The organism is Salmonella sp. FC25216 (assembly GCF_057751355.1).
On the sequence record NZ_JBDGON010000001.1, the window covers coordinates 99,896 to 117,272 of the forward strand.

The window sequence follows — 17,377 nt, forward strand, 5'->3', positions numbered from 1 at the left end:
TTACGCCAGACGCGGGTTAACTTTATCTGCATCGATGTTGAATTTGGTAATCGCATCCGCTACCACTTTCTTGTCGATTTCGCCACGTTTAGCCAGTTCGCCCAGCGCTGCGACAACCACATAAGAAGCATCAACTTCGAAGTGGTGACGCAGGTTCTCACGGCTGTCGGAACGACCGAAGCCATCCGTACCCAGTACGCGATAGTCGTCAGCCGGTACGTAAGTACGGACCTGCTCAGCGAACAGTTTCATATAGTCAGTAGAAGCAACCGCAGGTGCGTCGTTCATTACCTGAGCAATGTACGGTACGCGCGGGGTTTCCAGCGGGTGCAGCATGTTCCAGCGTTCACAATCCTGACCATCACGCGCCAGCTCGGTGAAAGAGGTCACGCTGTAGACGTCAGATCCTACACCGTAGTCTTTCGCCAGAATCTGTGCCGCTTCACGCACGTGACGCAGGATAGAACCGGAGCCTAAAAGCTGAACTTTACCTTTGCTACCTTCCAGAGTTTCGAGTTTGTAGATACCCTTACGGATACCTTCCTCGGCGCCTTCCGGCATCGCTGGCATGTGGTAGTTTTCGTTCAGCGTGGTGATGTAGTAGTAAACGTTCTCTTGTTTCTCACCGTACATACGCTCCAGACCATCATGCATGATGACCGCCACTTCATACGCGTAAGATGGATCGTAAGAGATACAGTTCGGGATAGTCAGCGACTGAATGTGGCTGTGACCATCTTCGTGCTGTAGACCTTCGCCGTTAAGCGTAGTACGACCCGAAGTCCCGCCGATCAGGAAGCCACGAGCCTGCTGATCGCCTGCTGCCCAGCACAGGTCGCCAATACGCTGGAACCCGAACATGGAGTAGTAGATGTAGAACGGAATCATCGGCAGATTATTGGTGCTGTAAGAGGTCGCCGCAGCCAGCCAGGATGCGCCTGCACCCAGCTCGTTGATACCTTCCTGCAGAATCTGGCCTTTCTCGTCTTCTTTGTAGTACGCGACCTGCTCACGGTCCTGCGGAGTATACTGCTGGCCGTTCGGGCTGTAGATACCAATCTGACGGAACAGACCTTCCATACCGAAAGTACGCGCTTCATCGGCGATGATCGGTACCAGGCGGTCTTTGATCGACTTGTTCTTCAGCATCACGTTCAGGGCACGCACAAACGCGATAGTGGTGGAAATCTCTTTGTTCTGCTCTTCCAGCAGCGCGCCGAAATCTGAAAGTTGAGGCAGCTCTAACTTCTCGGTGAAGTTCGGCTGACGGCTTGGCAGGTAGCCGTGCAGCGCCTGACGGCGTTCATGCAGGTATTTGTGTTCTTCAGAACCTTCCGGGAAGGTAATGTACGGCAGTTTTTCGATATCAGCATCAGCAACCGGCACGTTGAAACGATCGCGGACGTAACGCACGCCGTCCATGTTCATTTTCTTCACCTGGTGGGCAATGTTTTTGCCTTCGGCAGAGTCGCCCATGCCGTAACCTTTGATGGTGTGGGCCAGAATTACCGTTGCTTTGCCCTTGGTGTCCTGCGCTTTTTTCAGTGCCGCGTAGACTTTCTTCGGATCGTGACCACCACGGTTCAGCGCCCAAATCTGCTCGTCAGTCCAGTCGGCCACCAACGCGGCGGTTTCCGGGTATTTACCGAAGAAGTGCTCACGCACGTAAGCGCCGTCTTTGGATTTGAAAGTCTGGTAGTCGCCATCAACGGTTTCGTTCATCAGCTGGATAAGCTTACCGCTGGTATCTTTACGCAGCAGCTCATCCCAACGACCACCCCACATCACCTTGATCACGTTCCAGCCAGCGCCTTCGAAGATGCCTTCCAGTTCGTTAACGATTTTGCCGTTACCGGTGACCGGGCCGTCAAGACGCTGCAGGTTACAGTTGATAACAAAAACCAGGTTGTCCAGTTTTTCACGGGTGGCGATGGTGATGGCGCCTTTGGATTCCGGTTCGTCCATCTCGCCATCGCCCAGGAAGGCGTAAACGGTCTGTTTAGAGGTATCTTTCAGGCCGCGGTGTTCCAGATATTTCAGAAACTTCGCCTGATAAATAGCGCCGATTGGGCCCAGCCCCATCGAAACGGTCGGGAACTGCCAGAATTCTGGCATCAGTTTCGGGTGCGGATAGGAAGAGAGGCCATTGCCATGCACTTCCTGACGGAAGTTGTCCATCTGCTCCTGGGTAAGACGACCTTCCAGGAACGCGCGAGCGTATACGCCCGGAGAGATGTGGCCCTGGAAGTACACCAGATCGCCGCCATCCTGTTCGTTGCGCGCACGGAAGAAATGGTTGAAGCAGACATCATAAATCGTGGCGGAAGACTGGAAGGACGCCATGTGGCCACCCAACTCAAGGTCTTTTTTAGACGCGCGCAGCACGGTCATGATGGCGTTCCAGCGGATAGCAGAACGAATGCGACGTTCCAGCTCCAGATTGCCCGGGTATTCCGGTTCGTCTTCAACGGCAATAGTGTTGATGTAATTACTGGTCCCTGCGCCTGCCGCGACTTTCACGCCGCCTTTGCGAGCTTCAGAAAGCAGTTGGTCAATCAGGTACTGAGCGCGCTCAACACCTTCTTCACGGATGACCGATTCGATCGCCTGTAGCCAGTCGCGAGTTTCGATCGGATCCACGTCATTTGGGAAACGTTCTGACATGGGGGTATTCCTTATCTATCTAATACGTTGAGTTATCTGGAACCTGTCCCATTAAACTTTCGTCAGAAAGCTTAATAAGACAGGTTCTGCGTTTAGTTGCCGCGCACATTTTTGCGCGTTATTCACAACATCTTCTGGTTAACGTTCTGCCAGAAAAAACTAATTCTTGCGTTGCTCCAGACGGCGTAAGGCCCGTTCACGACGGCTCTCCTCACGGCTTCTGTCCAACATAATCTCTTCGATAAACGCCAGATGGCGATGTGAAGCTTCACGCGCTTCTTCGGGTTTTCCGGCCATAATGGCTTCAAATATACGGGTGCGATGCGTACTCACCAGCGGCAGCATCTCCCGACGCGCATACAGCAATTCGAAGTTCTGCCGCACGTTTTGCGCCAGCATCGGCTCCATACACCTTAGCAGATGAAGCAATACCACGTTGTGCGCCGCTTCGGTGACGGCGATTTGATACTGGAGCACGGCTTCGGACTCGGCATCCAGATCGCCGGACTCTTGCGCCAGCTCAATGGCATGGTGCAGCTCGCGAATACGGTCTTTATCTTCGTCGGTGCTGCGCAGCGCCGCGTAATAAGCCGCAATGCCTTCCAGCGCATGGCGCGTTTCGAGCAGGTCAAACTGGGATTCAGGGTGATCGGAGAGCAGTTCTACCAGCGGGTCGCTAAAGCTCTGCCACAGGCTGCTCTGCACGAAGGTTCCGCCGCCCTGGCGACGAAGCAACAATCCCTTCGCTTCGAGACGTTGAATCGCCTCACGCAAGGAGGGACGGGAGACGTCGAACTGTTTTGCCAGTTCACGTTCCGGTGGGAGTTTTTCTCCGGGGCGCAACGTCCCCTCAAGGATTAAAAACTCCAGCTGCTGCTCGATCACATCGGAGAGTTTTGGTTGGCGGATTTTGCTGTAGGCCATGATTTCCTGTCTTAAGCCATTTGCCCGGAGTCAATTGGTCTTACCAATTTCATGTCTGTGACGCTAAAGTAACAAAGTATTCACCTTCTGTCCATACAGGTTTTGATTGAAATCAGTAAAGGAGGCACATTTTAACAATTTTACAGAAATCGCGTTTCAAAATTGTAACTGCGCACAAATGTTAAATTTACCCACCAGGAGGTAGATTTAACGTATTTGAAACGATAAAAAATCTCATTTGAACCGATTCAACAGCAAGTTGAATGTATTTTTATGCATAAATAATGAATAAAAACAAATCAACCTCTATAAGGGAAAATAAAAGGAGGTATTTACAAGTGCTTTCTTTTTACGCAACTCGTCATCACCCCTGCACAAAGCAGGTGCATTCGCGCCCACATACCATTATTCTGATAAAGACAAAAGAGTAGCAGTGACATTTAATAAAAAGGCGCTGTAAATAAATCAATACAAAAAGCGGAATTGCAAACTTACACACGCACTACTGCATCGTTCAAAATAAGCGCGTTATGAATAAACAGCGCACCATACACGAGGTTTTATGATGGACAGTCAGCAGCACGGCGAGCAGCTCAAGCGCGGCCTGAAAAACCGCCATATTCAGCTTATCGCCTTGGGCGGCGCGATAGGAACGGGCTTGTTCCTGGGAAGCGCCTCCGTTATTCAGTCGGCGGGGCCAGGAATTATACTGGGCTATGCGATTGCAGGTTTTATTGCCTTTCTGATTATGCGCCAGCTGGGAGAGATGGTGGTTGAAGAACCGGTCGCCGGTTCCTTTAGCCACTTCGCCTATAAATACTGGGGCGGCTTTGCCGGATTCGCTTCCGGCTGGAACTACTGGGTTCTGTACGTATTGGTCGCGATGGCGGAACTGACCGCTGTCGGTAAATATATTCAGTTCTGGTGGCCAGAAATCCCCACCTGGGCCTCAGCGGCGCTTTTCTTCGTTGTCATCAACGCCATTAACCTGACCAACGTCAAAGTGTTCGGCGAGATGGAGTTTTGGTTCGCCATTATCAAAGTGATCGCCGTCATCGCCATGATTTTGTTCGGGGCGTGGTTACTCTTCAGCGATACCGCTGGTCCGCAGGCCACCGTGCGCAACCTGTGGGAGCAGGGCGGCTTTCTGCCGCATGGCTGGACCGGGCTGGTGATGATGATGGCCATTATTATGTTTTCGTTCGGCGGACTAGAGCTGGTAGGGATCACCGCCGCTGAAGCCGATAACCCGGAACAGAGCATTCCCAAAGCCACCAATCAGGTTATCTATCGCATCCTGATTTTTTATATCGGCTCGCTGGCGGTACTGCTTTCGCTGCTGCCATGGACTCGCGTCACCGCCGATACCAGCCCGTTTGTCCTTATCTTCCATGAGCTGGGCGATACGTTTGTCGCCAATGCGCTGAATATTGTGGTTCTCACCGCCGCGCTATCGGTTTATAACAGTTGCGTCTACTGCAACAGCCGTATGCTGTTCGGACTGGCCCAGCAGGGGAATGCGCCGAAAGCGCTATTGTCTGTTGATAAACGCGGCGTGCCGGTCAATACCATTCTGGTGTCGGCGGTCGTCACCGCGCTGTGCGTCCTGATCAACTACCTGGCGCCGGAATCCGCGTTCGGACTGTTAATGGCGCTGGTGGTCTCCGCGCTGGTCATTAACTGGGCGATGATTAGCCTTGCCCATATGAAGTTCCGTCGCGCGAAACAGCAACAGGGCATGAAAACCCGCTTCCCGGCCCTGTTTTATCCGCTCGGCAACGTTCTCTGCCTGCTGTTTATGGCAGCAGTATTGATCATTATGCTGATGACGCCTGGTATGGCGATCTCCGTGTGGCTGATTCCTGTATGGCTGCTCGTCCTGGGCGTCGGCTACCTGTGTAAGGAAAAAACGGCAAAAACGGTGAAAGCCCACTGATTCGTAGCGTTACTTTTCCGCCCTCCCCGCCCGGGGAGGGTGTTATCTGCCTCACAGTTTCCCGCGTATAACCATTTTATCCATATCAGTGGCGTGATCCTGCTACGCAAATAAAAGCTCGCAGGCGAATAATTACCACCATCATCTGATGGGGAGAAGTCTCAATGGATAAGGGTAGACTTTCAGTAAGAGAGAAAATCGGGTATGGCATGGGCGACGCCGGATGTAACATTATTTTTGGCGCTATCATGCTGTTTGTTAATTATTTTTATACGGATATTTTTGGACTTGCCCCGGCGTTAGTCGGTGTTCTACTCCTTTCAGTACGCGTTATCGATGCCGTTACCGATCCGATAATGGGCGCACTTGCCGATCGTACCCAAAGTAAATATGGTCGTTTTCGCCCCTGGCTACTGTGGATTGCATTTCCCTACGCGCTGTTCAGCATTCTGATGTTCACGACACCGGACTGGGGCTATAACAGCAAAGTTGTCTATGCCTTCGTCACCTATTTTCTGCTTTCCGTAACCTACACCGCCATCAATATTCCCTATTGCTCGCTGGGCGGCGTGATCACCAACGATCCAAAAGAGCGCGTGGCCTGTCAGGCTTATCGTTTTGTGTTAGTCGGCATCGCGACGCTACTGCTATCGTTAACGCTGCTGCCGATGGTGGACTGGTTTGGCGGCGGCGACAAAGCCAAAGGCTATCAGTTGGCGATGACCGTGCTGGCGATTATCGGTATGGGTATGTTTCTGTTCTGCTTCGCCAGCGTCCGCGAACGCGTTCGCCCTGCCGTTCCGACACACGACGATATGAAGAATGATTTCAAGGACGTGTGGAAGAACGATCAGTGGGTACGTATTCTGCTATTGACCTTATGCAACGTCTGTCCGGGGTTTATCCGCATGGCGGCAACCATGTATTACGTCACCTGGGTGATGGGGCAAAGCACCCATTTCGCCACGCTTTTTATTAGTCTCGGCGTGGCCGGTATGATGATCGGCAGTATGCTGGCAAAAGTCTTAACCGATCGCTGGTGTAAATTGAAGGTATTTTTCTGGACCAATATCGCGCTGGCGATTTTCTCCTGCGCGTTCTATTTCTTTGATCCGAAAGCCACCGTGATGATTGTGGCGCTCTATTTCCTGCTCAATATTCTGCATCAGATCCCTTCCCCATTGCACTGGTCGCTGATGGCGGACGTCGATGATTATGGCGAATGGAAAACCGGCAAACGGATTACCGGTATTAGCTTCTCCGGTAATCTGTTCTTCCTGAAACTGGGCCTGGCGATTGCCGGAGCGATGGTCGGCTTTTTGCTTTCCTGGTACGGTTATGACGCCAGCGCTAAAGCGCAAAGCGCCTCGGCAATGAACGGTATTATGCTGTTGTTTTCCATTATCCCCGGGGTTGGCTATCTGATTACCGCAGGCGTTGTACGTCTGCTGAAAGTTGACCGTGAACTGATGAAACAAATCCAGGACGATTTGGAAAAACGTCGCACTAATTACCGCGAATTGAGTGAGTTGCAGGAAGTTAAAGCCGCTGAAAGCGTAAGGAAAGCCTGATGACAAACTGGCCAAACCCGTTCATTGAACAACGTGCCGATCCGTTTATTTTACGCGACGGCAGCGATTACTACTTTCTTGCCTCCGTACCGGAATATGACAGGCTGGAAATCCGCCGGGCCGATTCGCTGGAAGGGTTGCGCGCCGCCGACCCCGCCGTGGTATGGCGCAAGCCGAAAACCGGCCCGATGAGCGAACTGATCTGGGCGCCGGAAATGCACCGCATCAACGGTAAGTGGTACCTCTATTTTGCCGCGGCGCATACCCGGGCGCTGGATAAATTAAATATGTTCCAGCACCGCATGTTTGCCCTTGAGTGCGCCGATGCCGACCCGCTCACCGGCGTCTGGACTGAAAAAGGTCAAATTAAGACGCCGTTTGATACCTTCGCCCTCGATGCAACCACTTTTTATCATCAGGGAAAACAGTGGTATCTGTGGGCGCAAAAAGCGCCGGATATCGCCGGTAACTCAAATATTTATCTGGCTGAACTGGAAAATCCGTGGACCCTTAAAGGCGAACCGGTAAGACTCAGTAAGCCAGAGTACGACTGGGAGTGTCGGGGTTTTTGGGTTAACGAAGGCCCGGCTGTACTGGCGCACGGCGATAAACTGTTTATCAGCTACTCCGCCAGCGCCACCGATGAAAACTACTGTATGGGCTTATTGTGGATTGATCTGCGCGCCGATCCGCGCGATCCGGCCAACTGGCATAAGTCACCACGTCCGGTTTTTACCACCAGCATTGAAAATCGTCAGTTTGGTCCCGGTCACAACAGCTTCACTACCACGCCAGACAGTGAAGAGGTATTGGTTTATCACGCCCGAAACTATACTGAAATAGAAGGCGATCCGCTGTACGATCCCAACCGCCATACCCGCCTGAAGCTGATTCGCTGGGATGAGCATGGAATGCCTGATTTCGGCATCCCTCCGGCCGATACGCCCTGACCCCTTTACCCGCCATCCGGCACAACTCGCGTCTGCCGGGGGCGCTGCGCTTACCCGGCCAACAATGCGCACCGTAAGCCGGATAAGGCGCGTGCGCCACTCCGGCAAAACCGCGTTACACCAGCGCGCCGTAAAGGGTCAACACGGCAATAATCACTACCACGACAAATGAGGCCTTCTTCGCCATCGACACCGCCGCTTTGGGCGTTTCCACTTTGTCTGTATGCGGTTCGCGCGCCAGTGAGAACTGTGCCAGACGTGTGAGTACCTGATATTGCGAAGTATGCAGATCCGCCAGCGAGGCAAACCAGGCCGGTAACGCTTTCTCGCCATGCCCCAGTAATGCATACACTACGCCCGCCAGACGTACCGGAATCCAGTCCAGCACATGAAGAATAGCGTCAATGCCGGATTGCAAACGTTGGTGCGGCGTCTGATAGCGCGCCTGCCAGGTCTGCCAGGCCCGTAAAAACGCATAGCCCACCAGCGTTACCGGCCCCCACGGACCACCAACGATAAACCAAAATAGCGGCGCGAGGTAAAAACGGAAATTTATCCATAACAACGCGTTTTGCAGCTCACGCAGAAACTCACGCTCATTACAATCCGGCGGCACACCGTGAATTAGCGTAAGCTCGCTGGCCATCGCCTCGCAAGGATGCGGATCGTTACGGGACGCCGCTTTCAGCCAGGCGTGATAATGTACTCGCACTTTACCCGCGCCGATACACAGCACGCCCAGGAGAATCCACACCACCAGCGTCGGCACGTTAAATAGCAGCCCTTTCAACGCCTGAAGCAGTATAAAAGTCACCGCCATCGCGATCGCCGTCATTCCCATCGTGCGCAGCATCGAAAAATGCGTAATCCGACGGAATAGCGCCTCCAGCCGGTGATCGAGCTGCCAGTGCTCGCCCAGCTTAAACAGGCGCTCGACAATCAGCACCAGTAATGTCGTAAACAACGTCATGTCATCTCCTTGTGCGACGAAGGGGCTACCAAAGCACGAAACCGCGGCCAGTCAAAGGCGGGGCCAGGGTCCGTTTTGCGGTCAGGCGCAATGTTGCAGTGTCCGGTCATATTGTCGGCGATCGCCGGATAGCAAGCGATGAGCGTGCGCGTCACGGCGGCTAACTGCTGATACTGCGCATCGGTATAGGCCAGCGTATCCGTCCCCTCCAGCTCAATACCAATGGAAAAATCATTACAGCGTTCCCGCCCTTGATAGTTTGACACGCCCGCATGCCACGCACGCTTATCAAAAGGCACATACTGGACGATTTCACCGTCACGGCGAATCAGACAATGGGCCGAAACGCGAAGATGAGCGATTTCCGCAAAAAAAGGATGGGCATCTGGATCTATTGTTCCAGTAAATAACGCATCAATCCACGGACCGCCAAACTCGCCGGGAGGCAGGCTGATATTATGCACCACCAGCAAAGACGGTTTTTCGTCATCCGGACGGCAATCATAATGCGAGGAAGGGACGCGTCGCGCCTCTACCAACCAACCCTTATCTGGCAACATGCGGAGCCTCCTTTTGAGTGGTGCTTATAGCTGCTTCAGAGTAGCATGTTTCTACCTTATGATTCGTTAGCAATTTGGAGTTTTATCATGCCGCCTCGCCGTTATAACCCAGACGACCGACGTGACGCGCTACTGGAACGCATTAATCTGGATATCCCTGCCGCCGTTGCTCAGGCGCTGCGTGAAGATTTAGGTGGAAAAGTCGATGCCGACAACGATATCACCGCGCAACTTTTGCCGGCAGATACGCGGGCCCATGCCGCGGTGATCACCCGTGAAGACGGTGTTTTCTGCGGCAAGCGCTGGGTTGAAGAGGTTTTCATCCAACTGGCGGGCGATGATGTGTGCCTCACCTGGCATGTCGAGGACGGCGACGCTATTCACGCCAACCAAACATTGTTTGAGCTGGACGGCCCTGCTCGCGTATTGCTGACCGGCGAGCGCACGGCGCTCAACTTTGTCCAGACCCTTTCCGGCGTCGCCAGCGAAGTACGCCGTTACGTTGAACTGTTGGCTGGCACCCAAACCCAGTTGCTCGACACGCGTAAAACGCTGCCGGGTCTGCGCACTGCGCTAAAATACGCGGTCTTATGCGGCGGCGGCGCCAATCATCGTCTTGGCCTTACTGACGCCTTCCTGATTAAAGAAAACCATATCATCGCCTCCGGTTCTGTTCGTCAGGCGGTGGAAAAAGCGTTCTGGCTACATCCGGACGTGCCGGTAGAAGTCGAGGTCGAAAATCTGGATGAACTGGACGATGCGCTGAAAGCGGGCGCGGATATCATCATGCTGGATAATTTCGACACCGACCAGATGCGCGAGGCGGTGAAACGCGTCAACGGCCAGGCGCGGCTGGAAGTGTCCGGCAACGTCACCGTGGAAACCTTACGCGAATTTGCTGAAACCGGGGTGGATTTCATCTCCGTTGGCGCACTGACCAAGCACGTGCGCGCGCTCGATCTCTCCATGCGTTTTTGCTGATCCTCTCCACCCGATGGCGCTGCGCCGTCGGGTTTATAAATCACCTGTCCGTAGATCCGCATCGTTATTCGGTAAAATATTCGTAGCGCCTCGCAATAACGTTGCCGTGTCATGTAACGCAACAAAAATCTTCAGAATCCGCATTCCCGTTTTACCTTTTGCCGCTCGCCCGTTATTCCCTCGTTTGCCAAAGTAGCGCCAGCTAACTCAAGGAGCGAACAATGGAAAAACAACGCGGTTTCACGCTTATTGAACTGATGGTCGTTATAGGCATCATCGCCATTTTAAGCGCCATCGGCATTCCGGCTTACCAGAACTATCTGCGTAAAGCGGCGCTGACGGATATGTTGCAAACGTTTGTCCCCTACCGTACCGCCGTCGAACTCTGCGCTCTGGAACATGGAGGGACGAACACATGCGATGCGGGCGTCAACGGTATCCCCTCGCCCGTCGTCACCCGTTATGTTTCGGGCATGAGCGTGGAAAAAGGCGTCATCACGCTTACCGGCCAGGAGAGCCTGAGCGGGCTTAGCGTCATCATGACGCCCGCCTGGGACAATGCTAACGGCATTACCGGCTGGACGCGTAACTGCAATATTCAAAGCGACAGCGCGTTACAACAGGCTTGTGAAGATGTCTTCCGTTTTGACGCCAACTAAGGAGACAAGATGAAAGACGCACAGCTCAACACATTGTGTCAACGTCATCAGGCTGTACTGATAAATAGCGCCAGCAACAGCATCACTGTTGCGGTGGTCGACGCGCCCTCTCATGCGTTACTGGACGCTCTGCATTTCGCCACGCAAAAACAGATTGATATTGTGTGCTGGACTCGTCAGCAAATGGAAAGTCATCTGCATAAGCCGGATCAGGCACCCTCGGCAAACGCCGCGAAAGGCGGAGAAACCGCGGCCCAGCTTCTCAATCAGACATTACGCTCGGCGATGACGAAACGCGCCTCTGATATCCATCTCGAACCAGGCGCCAGCCGCTACCGGATAAGGCTCCGCATCGATGGCGTTCTTCATATCCTGCAGGACATCCCCAAAGAGACGGGGCTTGCGCTGACAGCCAGATTGAAAGTTCTGGGAAATTTGGATATCGCCGAACATCGGCTGCCGCAGGACGGGCAATTTACCGTTGACCTGACGGGCGACAGCATCTCTTTTCGTATCGCCACGCTTCCCTGTAAAGAAGGCGAAAAAGTCGTCTTACGGTTATTGCATCAGGTTGAACAAACGCTGAAACTGGACACGCTGGGCATGTACGGGGCGCAACTTACCGCTTTTAGACAAGCCCTACAGCAACCTCAGGGACTGGTACTGGTGACTGGCCCCACCGGCAGCGGAAAAACGGTCACGCTATACAGCGCGCTACAAACCCGGAATACGCCGGGTATCAACCTCTGTAGCGTTGAAGACCCGATAGAAATTCCACTGGACGGGATTAACCAGACCCAGATCCATCCCCGCGCCGGGCTCACCTTTCAAAATGTGCTACGCGCGCTATTACGCCAGGACCCCGACATCATCATGGTGGGTGAAATTCGGGACGGCGACACCGCGGAAATCGCCATTAAGGCGGCGCAAACGGGCCATCTGGTGCTTTCAACACTCCATACGAACTCCACCAGCGAAACCCTAATACGTTTGCAGCAAATGGGCGTAGCACGCTGGATGATCTCATCATCGCTTACGCTGGTGGTAGCGCAACGTCTGGTAAGGAAACTTTGCCCGCACTGCAAACAGTGCCTGAGCGATCCCGTGGTGCTATCGCCCAATCTTTGGCCCAGCGCGCTACCGCGCTGGCAGGCTAGCGGCTGTCAGCATTGCTACCACGGCTTTTATGGCCGAACCGCGTTATTCGAAGTATTAACCGTTACCCCGGCATTACGTCAGTTAATTGCGAGCGGCGCATCGGCGCAAGCACTGGAAGCCCACCTCCAACAGACCGGTATAGGAACGCTTTTTGAAAATGGCTGTCGCGCCGTTGAGCAAGGCATGACGTCCTTTGAAGAGATACTGCGCGTTCTGGGAATGCCCCATGACCGTTAAACAGCTCTGGCGCTGGCAAGGCGTTAACGATAAAGGTCAACTGGAACAAGACGTTGTATGGGCAGACAATCGTCTGGCGCTGATCATCACCCTACAACATCAGCGCATTATGCCGCTTCGCATCAAGCGCATGGGCGTTAACGCCGCATTGTGGAAAGAAGAGAAAAGCGCTGAAATTATTCACCAGTTGGCAACGCTCCTTCATGCCGGGCTTACGCTTTCTGAAGGGCTGGAACTTCTTGCAAAACAGCATCCCCACCGACAATGGCAAGCACTGTTGCGCACGCTGGCTCAGGAGCTTGAACAGGGCGTCCCTTTTTCCAGCGCATTAGTCTCCTGGCCGCAGGTATTTCCGCCGCTCTACCAGACGATGATTCGCACCGGAGAACTGACCGGTAAACTGGCCGAATGCTGCTTTGAACTGGCCCGTCAGCAGAAAGCGCAACGGCAGATTACGGTTAGCGTGAAAAAGGCACTGCGCTATCCCGCCATTATTCTGACAATGGCCGCCCTGATCGTTTTCGCCATGCTGCACTTTGTCCTGCCGGAATTTGCCGCCATTTACCGTAGCTTCGATACGCCGCTCCCTCTTCTGACACGCGGTATTATCGCGATAGCGCAATGGGGGGCGACATGGGGTTGGCTCATCTTGCTCCTGACGATGCTCGTTGCTATCGCTCACCGCAGGGTAAAACAAAAACCATCCTGGCAGGCGCAGCGCCAGCGTCTTCTGCTACGACTCCCCATCATGGGTCGCCTGATAAGAGGCCAGAAGCTAGCGCAAATATTCACCGTACTGGCATTAACCCAAAGCGCAGGCATTCCTTTTCTTCAGGGGTTGGAAAGCACTATCGACAGTCTCGGCTGTCCCTACTGGTCACAGCGTTTAACGCAGGCACATCAGGAGATCGCCGCGGGCAACCCGGTCTGGTTGGCGCTAAAAAATACCCAGGAATTTAGTCCGCTATGCCTGCAACTAGTCAGAACTGGCGAAGCGTCCGGTTCACTCGATATCATGCTGCATAACCTTGCCCGTCACCACAGTGAAACTACGTTGGCGCTGGCCGATAATCTGGCGTCGCTGTTGGAACCGGCATTATTGATCATTACTGGTTTAATTATCGGTACGCTGGTGGTGGCGATGTATTTGCCGATTTTTCATCTGGGAGACGCGATGAGCGGGATGGGATAAGGCTGGCGCGCATTTTACGCCAGCCAAAATATTAGAGATTATTAAAAATGCGGTTTTCTTGTTCCTGCACCCGAATAAAGGTGGTGCGTTTGGTCAACTCTTTCAGGCGAGACGCGCCGACATAAGTGCAGGCTGAGCGCAGACCGCCCAGGATATCGCGGGCGGTATTGCCCACCGGCCCGCGTAGCGGCAATTTAACCGTTTTACCTTCTGCAGCACGGTATTTCGCGACGCCGCCGACATGACGGTTCATCGCGGATTCCGAACTCATGCCGTAGAACAGCATAAATTTCTCGCCGTTTTCTTCCACCACGCTGCCGCCGCTCTCTTCGTGGCCCGCCAGCATGCCGCCCAACATAACGAAATCCGCGCCCCCGCCAAAGGCCTTTGCTACGTCGCCTGGCATGGTGCAGCCGCCATCGCTGACGATCATACCGCCCAGGCCATGCGCCGCGTCAGCGCATTCGATAACCGCTGATAATTGCGGATAGCCGACGCCGGTTTTTACACGCGTCGTGCATACGGAACCGGGACCAATGCCCACTTTCACGATATCGGCGCCGGAGAGGATAAGCTCTTCGCACATCTCGCCCGTTACCACATTACCTGCGCAGATTGTTTTTGTCGGCCATGCTTCACGCGCTTTCGCGACGAACTGCGCAAAATGTTCTGAATAGCCATTGGCCACATCAATGCAGACAAAGTTCAGCACAGGGCTCAGCGCCAGAATCTGCGCGGTTTTTTCGAAATCAGCATCAGAGGTCCCGGTGGAAACCATCACATGCTTCAAAACATCAGCCGAAGCAGTGTTGATAAAAGCCGCCCATTCTTCAACGGTATAATGTTTATGTACAGCGGTCAGAATATCGAACCCGGCCAACGCTTGCGCCATTTCAAACGTCCCGACGGTATCCATATTTGCCGCGATAATCGGTACGCCAGACCAGGTCTGACCTGAGTGTTTAAAGGTGAATTGACGTTCCAGTTCGACATCGGAACGGCTTTTGAGGGTAGAACGCTTAGGACGGATAAGAACGTCTTTGAAACCTAACTTCAGATCTTCTTCGATACGCATGTACGGATTCCTGGGGTTAATGGCGAAAAATCGAAACTCACAACTCCAGTGACGCTATCATACGCACTAATCATGGCCGTACAAGACTGCGAAATTCTCTTTTTTTACGTTACAATCCCATAAATTTACCTGGCGAATAGTAGGTTAATGCTCAGACCGTATCGTCTTTGCATGCTTAAAATTTAACCTTTTGATTATCAAATTAAAATTCCGGAAGCTGGAGATATGAGGTATACCGTAGCCTTAACCGGCGGTATTGGCAGCGGTAAAAGTACCGTCGCTGATGCCTTCGCTGACCTCGGAATAACCGTCATCGACGCGGATATTATCGCGCGCCAGATGGTTGAGCCAGGGCAGCCTGCCCTGAACGCAATAGCGGAACATTTTGGTTCTGAACTTATCACCTCCGACGGCACGTTACGTCGCCGGGCGCTGCGTGAGCGTATTTTTTCGCATCCGGAAGAAAAAGCCTGGCTTAACGCTCTGCTTCACCCCTTAATTCAGCAGGAAACCCAACGACAGTTTCAACAGGCAACGTCGCCCTATGTGTTATGGGTTGCGCCTCTGCTGGTTGAAAATAGGCTGTATCAAAAGGCCAACCGCGTTCTGGTGGTTGACGTTACGCCCGAAACGCAGCTCATGCGCACAATGCAGCGTGATGATGTTACACGCGAGCATGTTGAACACATTCTCGCTGCGCAGGCGACGCGTGAAGCGCGCCTTGCCGTAGCGGACGATGTTATTGATAATAACGGCGCACCGGATGCTATCGCATCAGATGTGGCCCGCCTGCACGCCAGTTATCTTAAGCTCGCGTCGCAGTTTGTCTCACAGGAAAAACCGTAATGCACACCCAGGTCCTATTTGAACACCCTCTCAATGAGAAGATGCGTACGTGGCTGCGCATAGAGTTTTTGATCCAACAGCTCTCCATCAACCTGCCAATTGCAGACCATGCTGGCGCACTGCATTTTTTCCGTAATATCAGCGACCTACTGGATGTTTTCGAACGGGGCGAAGTCCGTACCGAACTGCTGAAAGAACTGGAGCGCCAGCAGCGTAAATTACAGGCCTGGGTTGAGGTTCCCGGCGTCGATCAAGACCGTATTGAAGCCCTGCGCCAGCAGTTAAAATCCGCGGGCAGCGTGCTGATCTCTGCCCCGAGGATTGGCCAGCAGCTACGCGAAGATCGCTTGATTGCCCTTGTGCGTCAACGCCTAAGTATTCCGGGCGGCTGTTGCAGTTTCGATTTACCCACTCTGCATATCTGGTTACACCTACAACAGCCGCAGCGCGACGCCCAGATTGACACCTGGCTTGCCAGCCTGAAGCCCCTCACGCAGGCGCTGACTCTGGTGCTTGATCTGATCCGCAATTCAGCGCCTTTCCGTAAGCAAACCAGCCTGAACGGTTTTTATCAGGATAACGGGGACGACGCCGATTTGCTGCGTCTTATACTGACGCTCGATTCTCAACTTTATCCGCAAATTTCCGGTCATAAGAGCCGTTTTGCCATTCGCTTTATGCCGCTGGATAGTGAGAATGGTCTGGTGCCGGAGCGTCTTGATTTTGAATTGGCCTGTTGCTAAGGAGTAAAAATGTCTGACGTGACCGTCGTAAGCTGTCCGACCTGCGGTAAACCGGTCGTCTGGGGGGAAATTAGCCCCTTCCGCCCATTTTGTTCTAAACGCTGTCAGTTAATTGATTTGGGCGAATGGGCCGCCGAAGAGAAGCGAATCGCCAGCAGCGGCGACCAGTCTGATAGCGACGACTGGAGCGAAGAGCGCTAACGGCGATGGTTCTCTGGATACGGCAATATCGCCTTATGACAAAAATAATCAATAAATACGCGTAGTTTTGGCGCCATATGCGTGCGGCCGGGATAATACAAATAAAACCGGTGAGATTAGGCTGTAACAGAAGTGTAGCCGCCATTGCACCAGAAAACCCTGGCGCGTTATCACTGACCCTAAGTCCGCAGGAGCTGGCGGCAATTGAGGCGGTTTTTCCTCACGACGCCGCGGCCGGCCCCCGCTACTGGCCGGAAATTATGTCCACATTAAATCGATAATAACATCGAGGGGGATCGTGTTGAGATCCCCAACTAATGCGCAAATTGGCGTAATTTGCGAATAATCGGTTCATTGGCTGGCGGAAAATCGTCCGTATTCAACGCGCTTTGCGCGATCCACTGTCCCGGCTGCCCTTCTTTCCCCCACGGTTCGCCCTCCCAGCGTTCAACCAGCCAAAACCACAGCGTGATGTGTCGGTCCGGGAATTGATATTCCAGAGTATCGAATAAGGTCACCTGTGTTGGCGTAATCCCTACCTCTTCCTGTAGCTCACGGATCAACGCCTGCTCTGGTGTTTCTCCGGCTTCAATTTTTCCGCCGGGAAATTCAAGCTTGTTCGCCATATGCGCATCCGCGGCGCGTCGGGTAATAAAAATTTCGTCGTTCGGGTTGCGGATAATCCCAACCGCAATTTGCAGTTTTTTCAT

At 53.3% G+C, this 17,377-nt stretch carries 16 protein-coding genes and 2 pseudogenes; 11 read left to right on the plus strand and 7 right to left on the minus strand.

Annotated features, from left to right (window positions below):
- Together aceE and pdhR are read right to left on the minus strand one after the other, a co-directional pair.
- Entirely contained in the window at nt 1-2,664 is a 2,664-nt protein-coding gene (aceE, locus tag AC3G3F_RS00440) for a pyruvate dehydrogenase (acetyl-transferring), homodimeric type (RefSeq protein WP_488394278.1), read from the minus strand.
- 159 nt (nt 2,665-2,823) lie between these two features.
- Nucleotides 2,824-3,588, minus strand: a complete 765-nt coding sequence (gene pdhR / locus AC3G3F_RS00445; RefSeq protein WP_000331771.1) for a pyruvate dehydrogenase complex transcriptional repressor PdhR — start codon at nt 3,586-3,588, stop codon at nt 2,824-2,826.
- A 562-nt stretch (nt 3,589-4,150) separates the two neighbouring features.
- Here pdhR and aroP point away from each other — a divergent pair.
- The 3 genes from aroP to AC3G3F_RS00460 all read left to right on the plus strand — a co-directional run bounded on the left by aroP (nt 4,151) and on the right by AC3G3F_RS00460 (nt 8,045).
- Entirely contained in the window at nt 4,151-5,524 is a 1,374-nt protein-coding gene (gene aroP, locus AC3G3F_RS00450; RefSeq protein WP_134950069.1) for an aromatic amino acid transporter AroP, read from the plus strand.
- Nucleotides 5,525-5,688: 164 nt separating this feature from the next.
- Nucleotides 5,689-7,095, plus strand: coding sequence for a glycoside-pentoside-hexuronide (GPH):cation symporter (locus tag AC3G3F_RS00455; RefSeq protein WP_053508803.1), 1,407 nt, complete (start codon nt 5,689-5,691; stop codon nt 7,093-7,095).
- A complete protein-coding gene (locus tag AC3G3F_RS00460; protein ID WP_488394279.1) occupies nt 7,095-8,045 on the plus strand; it encodes a glycoside hydrolase family 43 protein in 951 nt (316 codons plus the stop codon). The genes AC3G3F_RS00455 and AC3G3F_RS00460 overlap by 1 nt, the downstream gene beginning before the upstream one ends.
- 115 nt (nt 8,046-8,160) lie before the next feature.
- On the opposite strand, the gene ampE is transcribed toward AC3G3F_RS00460, so the two are convergent.
- Both ampE and ampD read right to left on the minus strand, forming a co-directional pair.
- On the minus strand, nt 8,161-9,015 hold the full coding sequence (ampE, locus tag AC3G3F_RS00465; protein ID WP_023245731.1) for a beta-lactamase regulator AmpE: 855 nt from the start codon (nt 9,013-9,015) through the stop codon (nt 8,161-8,163).
- Nucleotides 9,012-9,575: a 1,6-anhydro-N-acetylmuramyl-L-alanine amidase AmpD gene (ampD, locus tag AC3G3F_RS00470; protein ID WP_488394280.1), complete on the minus strand. Its 564-nt coding sequence runs from the start codon at nt 9,573-9,575 to the stop codon at nt 9,012-9,014. Before ampD ends, ampE begins: the two co-directional genes overlap by 4 nt.
- Before the next feature lie 87 nt (nt 9,576-9,662).
- On the opposite strand from ampD, the gene nadC reads away from it, so the two are divergent.
- The 4 genes from nadC (at nt 9,663) to hofC (ending at nt 13,802) form a co-directional block, all read left to right on the plus strand.
- The gene (nadC, locus tag AC3G3F_RS00475) at nt 9,663-10,556 is read left to right on the plus strand and encodes a carboxylating nicotinate-nucleotide diphosphorylase (protein ID WP_023245729.1); all 894 of its coding nucleotides are present in this window, start codon (nt 9,663-9,665) and stop codon (nt 10,554-10,556) included.
- 221 nt (nt 10,557-10,777) lie between these two features.
- Nucleotides 10,778-11,215 carry a prepilin peptidase-dependent pilin gene (gene ppdD / locus AC3G3F_RS00480; protein ID WP_063390123.1) on the plus strand — a complete coding sequence of 146 codons (438 nt, stop codon included), beginning with the start codon at nt 10,778-10,780 and terminating at the stop codon, nt 11,213-11,215.
- A gap of 9 nt (nt 11,216-11,224) precedes the next feature.
- A complete protein-coding gene (gspE, locus tag AC3G3F_RS00485) occupies nt 11,225-12,610 on the plus strand; it encodes a type II secretion system protein GspE (RefSeq protein ID WP_079813349.1) in 1,386 nt (461 codons plus the stop codon).
- A complete protein-coding gene (gene hofC, locus AC3G3F_RS00490; protein WP_023245726.1) occupies nt 12,600-13,802 on the plus strand; it encodes a protein transport protein HofC in 1,203 nt (400 codons plus the stop codon). The genes gspE and hofC overlap by 11 nt, the downstream gene beginning before the upstream one ends.
- A 31-nt stretch (nt 13,803-13,833) precedes the next feature.
- Here hofC and AC3G3F_RS00495 read toward each other — a convergent pair whose 3' ends face one another.
- A complete protein-coding gene (locus tag AC3G3F_RS00495; RefSeq protein WP_023245725.1) occupies nt 13,834-14,877 on the minus strand; it encodes a GMP reductase in 1,044 nt (347 codons plus the stop codon).
- A gap of 225 nt (nt 14,878-15,102) precedes the next feature.
- Between AC3G3F_RS00495 and coaE the strand changes: the two genes are divergently transcribed.
- The 3 genes from coaE to yacG are packed head-to-tail and all read left to right on the plus strand — an operon-like array spanning nt 15,103 to nt 16,667.
- Nucleotides 15,103-15,723, plus strand: a complete 621-nt coding sequence (gene coaE, locus AC3G3F_RS00500; protein ID WP_488394281.1) for a dephospho-CoA kinase — start codon at nt 15,103-15,105, stop codon at nt 15,721-15,723.
- Nucleotides 15,723-16,466, plus strand: a complete 744-nt coding sequence (zapD, locus tag AC3G3F_RS00505; protein WP_023245723.1) for a cell division protein ZapD — start codon at nt 15,723-15,725, stop codon at nt 16,464-16,466. The genes coaE and zapD overlap by 1 nt, the downstream gene beginning before the upstream one ends.
- A 9-nt stretch (nt 16,467-16,475) precedes the next feature.
- On the plus strand, nt 16,476-16,667 hold the full coding sequence (gene yacG, locus AC3G3F_RS00510) for a DNA gyrase inhibitor YacG (RefSeq protein ID WP_023245722.1): 192 nt from the start codon (nt 16,476-16,478) through the stop codon (nt 16,665-16,667).
- Here yacG and AC3G3F_RS00515 read toward each other — a convergent pair.
- Nucleotides 16,664-16,777 (minus strand): annotated as a pseudogene (locus tag AC3G3F_RS00515) (LysR family transcriptional regulator); the annotation flags it as partial. The gene yacG and the pseudogene AC3G3F_RS00515 sit on opposite strands and share 4 nt — an antisense overlap.
- 42 nt (nt 16,778-16,819) lie before the next feature.
- On the opposite strand from AC3G3F_RS00515, the pseudogene AC3G3F_RS00520 reads away from it, so the two are divergent.
- Nucleotides 16,820-16,948: pseudogene (locus AC3G3F_RS00520) on the plus strand (aldo/keto reductase); the annotation flags it as partial.
- Between the two features lie 33 nt (nt 16,949-16,981).
- Here AC3G3F_RS00520 and mutT read toward each other — a convergent pair.
- Nucleotides 16,982-17,377 (minus strand): 8-oxo-dGTP diphosphatase MutT, encoded by a 396-nt coding sequence (gene mutT / locus AC3G3F_RS00525; protein WP_023245719.1) that lies wholly within the window; start codon nt 17,375-17,377, stop codon nt 16,982-16,984.

Bases quoted from the DNA above. Each gene is read 5' to 3' on its own strand.
- aceE (WP_488394278.1), bottom strand. From the start codon at position 2,664: ATGTCAGAACGTTTCCCAAATGACGTGGATCCGATCGAAACTCGCGAC.
- pdhR (WP_000331771.1), bottom strand. From the start codon at position 3,588: ATGGCCTACAGCAAAATCCGCCAACCAAAACTCTCCGATGTGATCGAG.
- aroP (WP_134950069.1), top strand. From the start codon at position 4,151: ATGATGGACAGTCAGCAGCACGGCGAGCAGCTCAAGCGCGGCCTGAAA.
- AC3G3F_RS00455 (WP_053508803.1), top strand. From the start codon at position 5,689: ATGGATAAGGGTAGACTTTCAGTAAGAGAGAAAATCGGGTATGGCATG.
- AC3G3F_RS00460 (WP_488394279.1), top strand. From the start codon at position 7,095: ATGACAAACTGGCCAAACCCGTTCATTGAACAACGTGCCGATCCGTTT.
- ampE (WP_023245731.1), bottom strand. From the start codon at position 9,015: ATGACGTTGTTTACGACATTACTGGTGCTGATTGTCGAGCGCCTGTTT.
- ampD (WP_488394280.1), bottom strand. From the start codon at position 9,575: ATGTTGCCAGATAAGGGTTGGTTGGTAGAGGCGCGACGCGTCCCTTCC.
- nadC (WP_023245729.1), top strand. From the start codon at position 9,663: ATGCCGCCTCGCCGTTATAACCCAGACGACCGACGTGACGCGCTACTG.
- ppdD (WP_063390123.1), top strand. From the start codon at position 10,778: ATGGAAAAACAACGCGGTTTCACGCTTATTGAACTGATGGTCGTTATA.
- gspE (WP_079813349.1), top strand. From the start codon at position 11,225: ATGAAAGACGCACAGCTCAACACATTGTGTCAACGTCATCAGGCTGTA.
- hofC (WP_023245726.1), top strand. From the start codon at position 12,600: ATGACCGTTAAACAGCTCTGGCGCTGGCAAGGCGTTAACGATAAAGGT.
- AC3G3F_RS00495 (WP_023245725.1), bottom strand. From the start codon at position 14,877: ATGCGTATCGAAGAAGATCTGAAGTTAGGTTTCAAAGACGTTCTTATC.
- coaE (WP_488394281.1), top strand. From the start codon at position 15,103: ATGAGGTATACCGTAGCCTTAACCGGCGGTATTGGCAGCGGTAAAAGT.
- zapD (WP_023245723.1), top strand. From the start codon at position 15,723: ATGCACACCCAGGTCCTATTTGAACACCCTCTCAATGAGAAGATGCGT.
- yacG (WP_023245722.1), top strand. From the start codon at position 16,476: ATGTCTGACGTGACCGTCGTAAGCTGTCCGACCTGCGGTAAACCGGTC.
- mutT (WP_023245719.1), bottom strand. From the start codon at position 17,377: ATGAAAAAACTGCAAATTGCGGTTGGGATTATCCGCAACCCGAACGAC.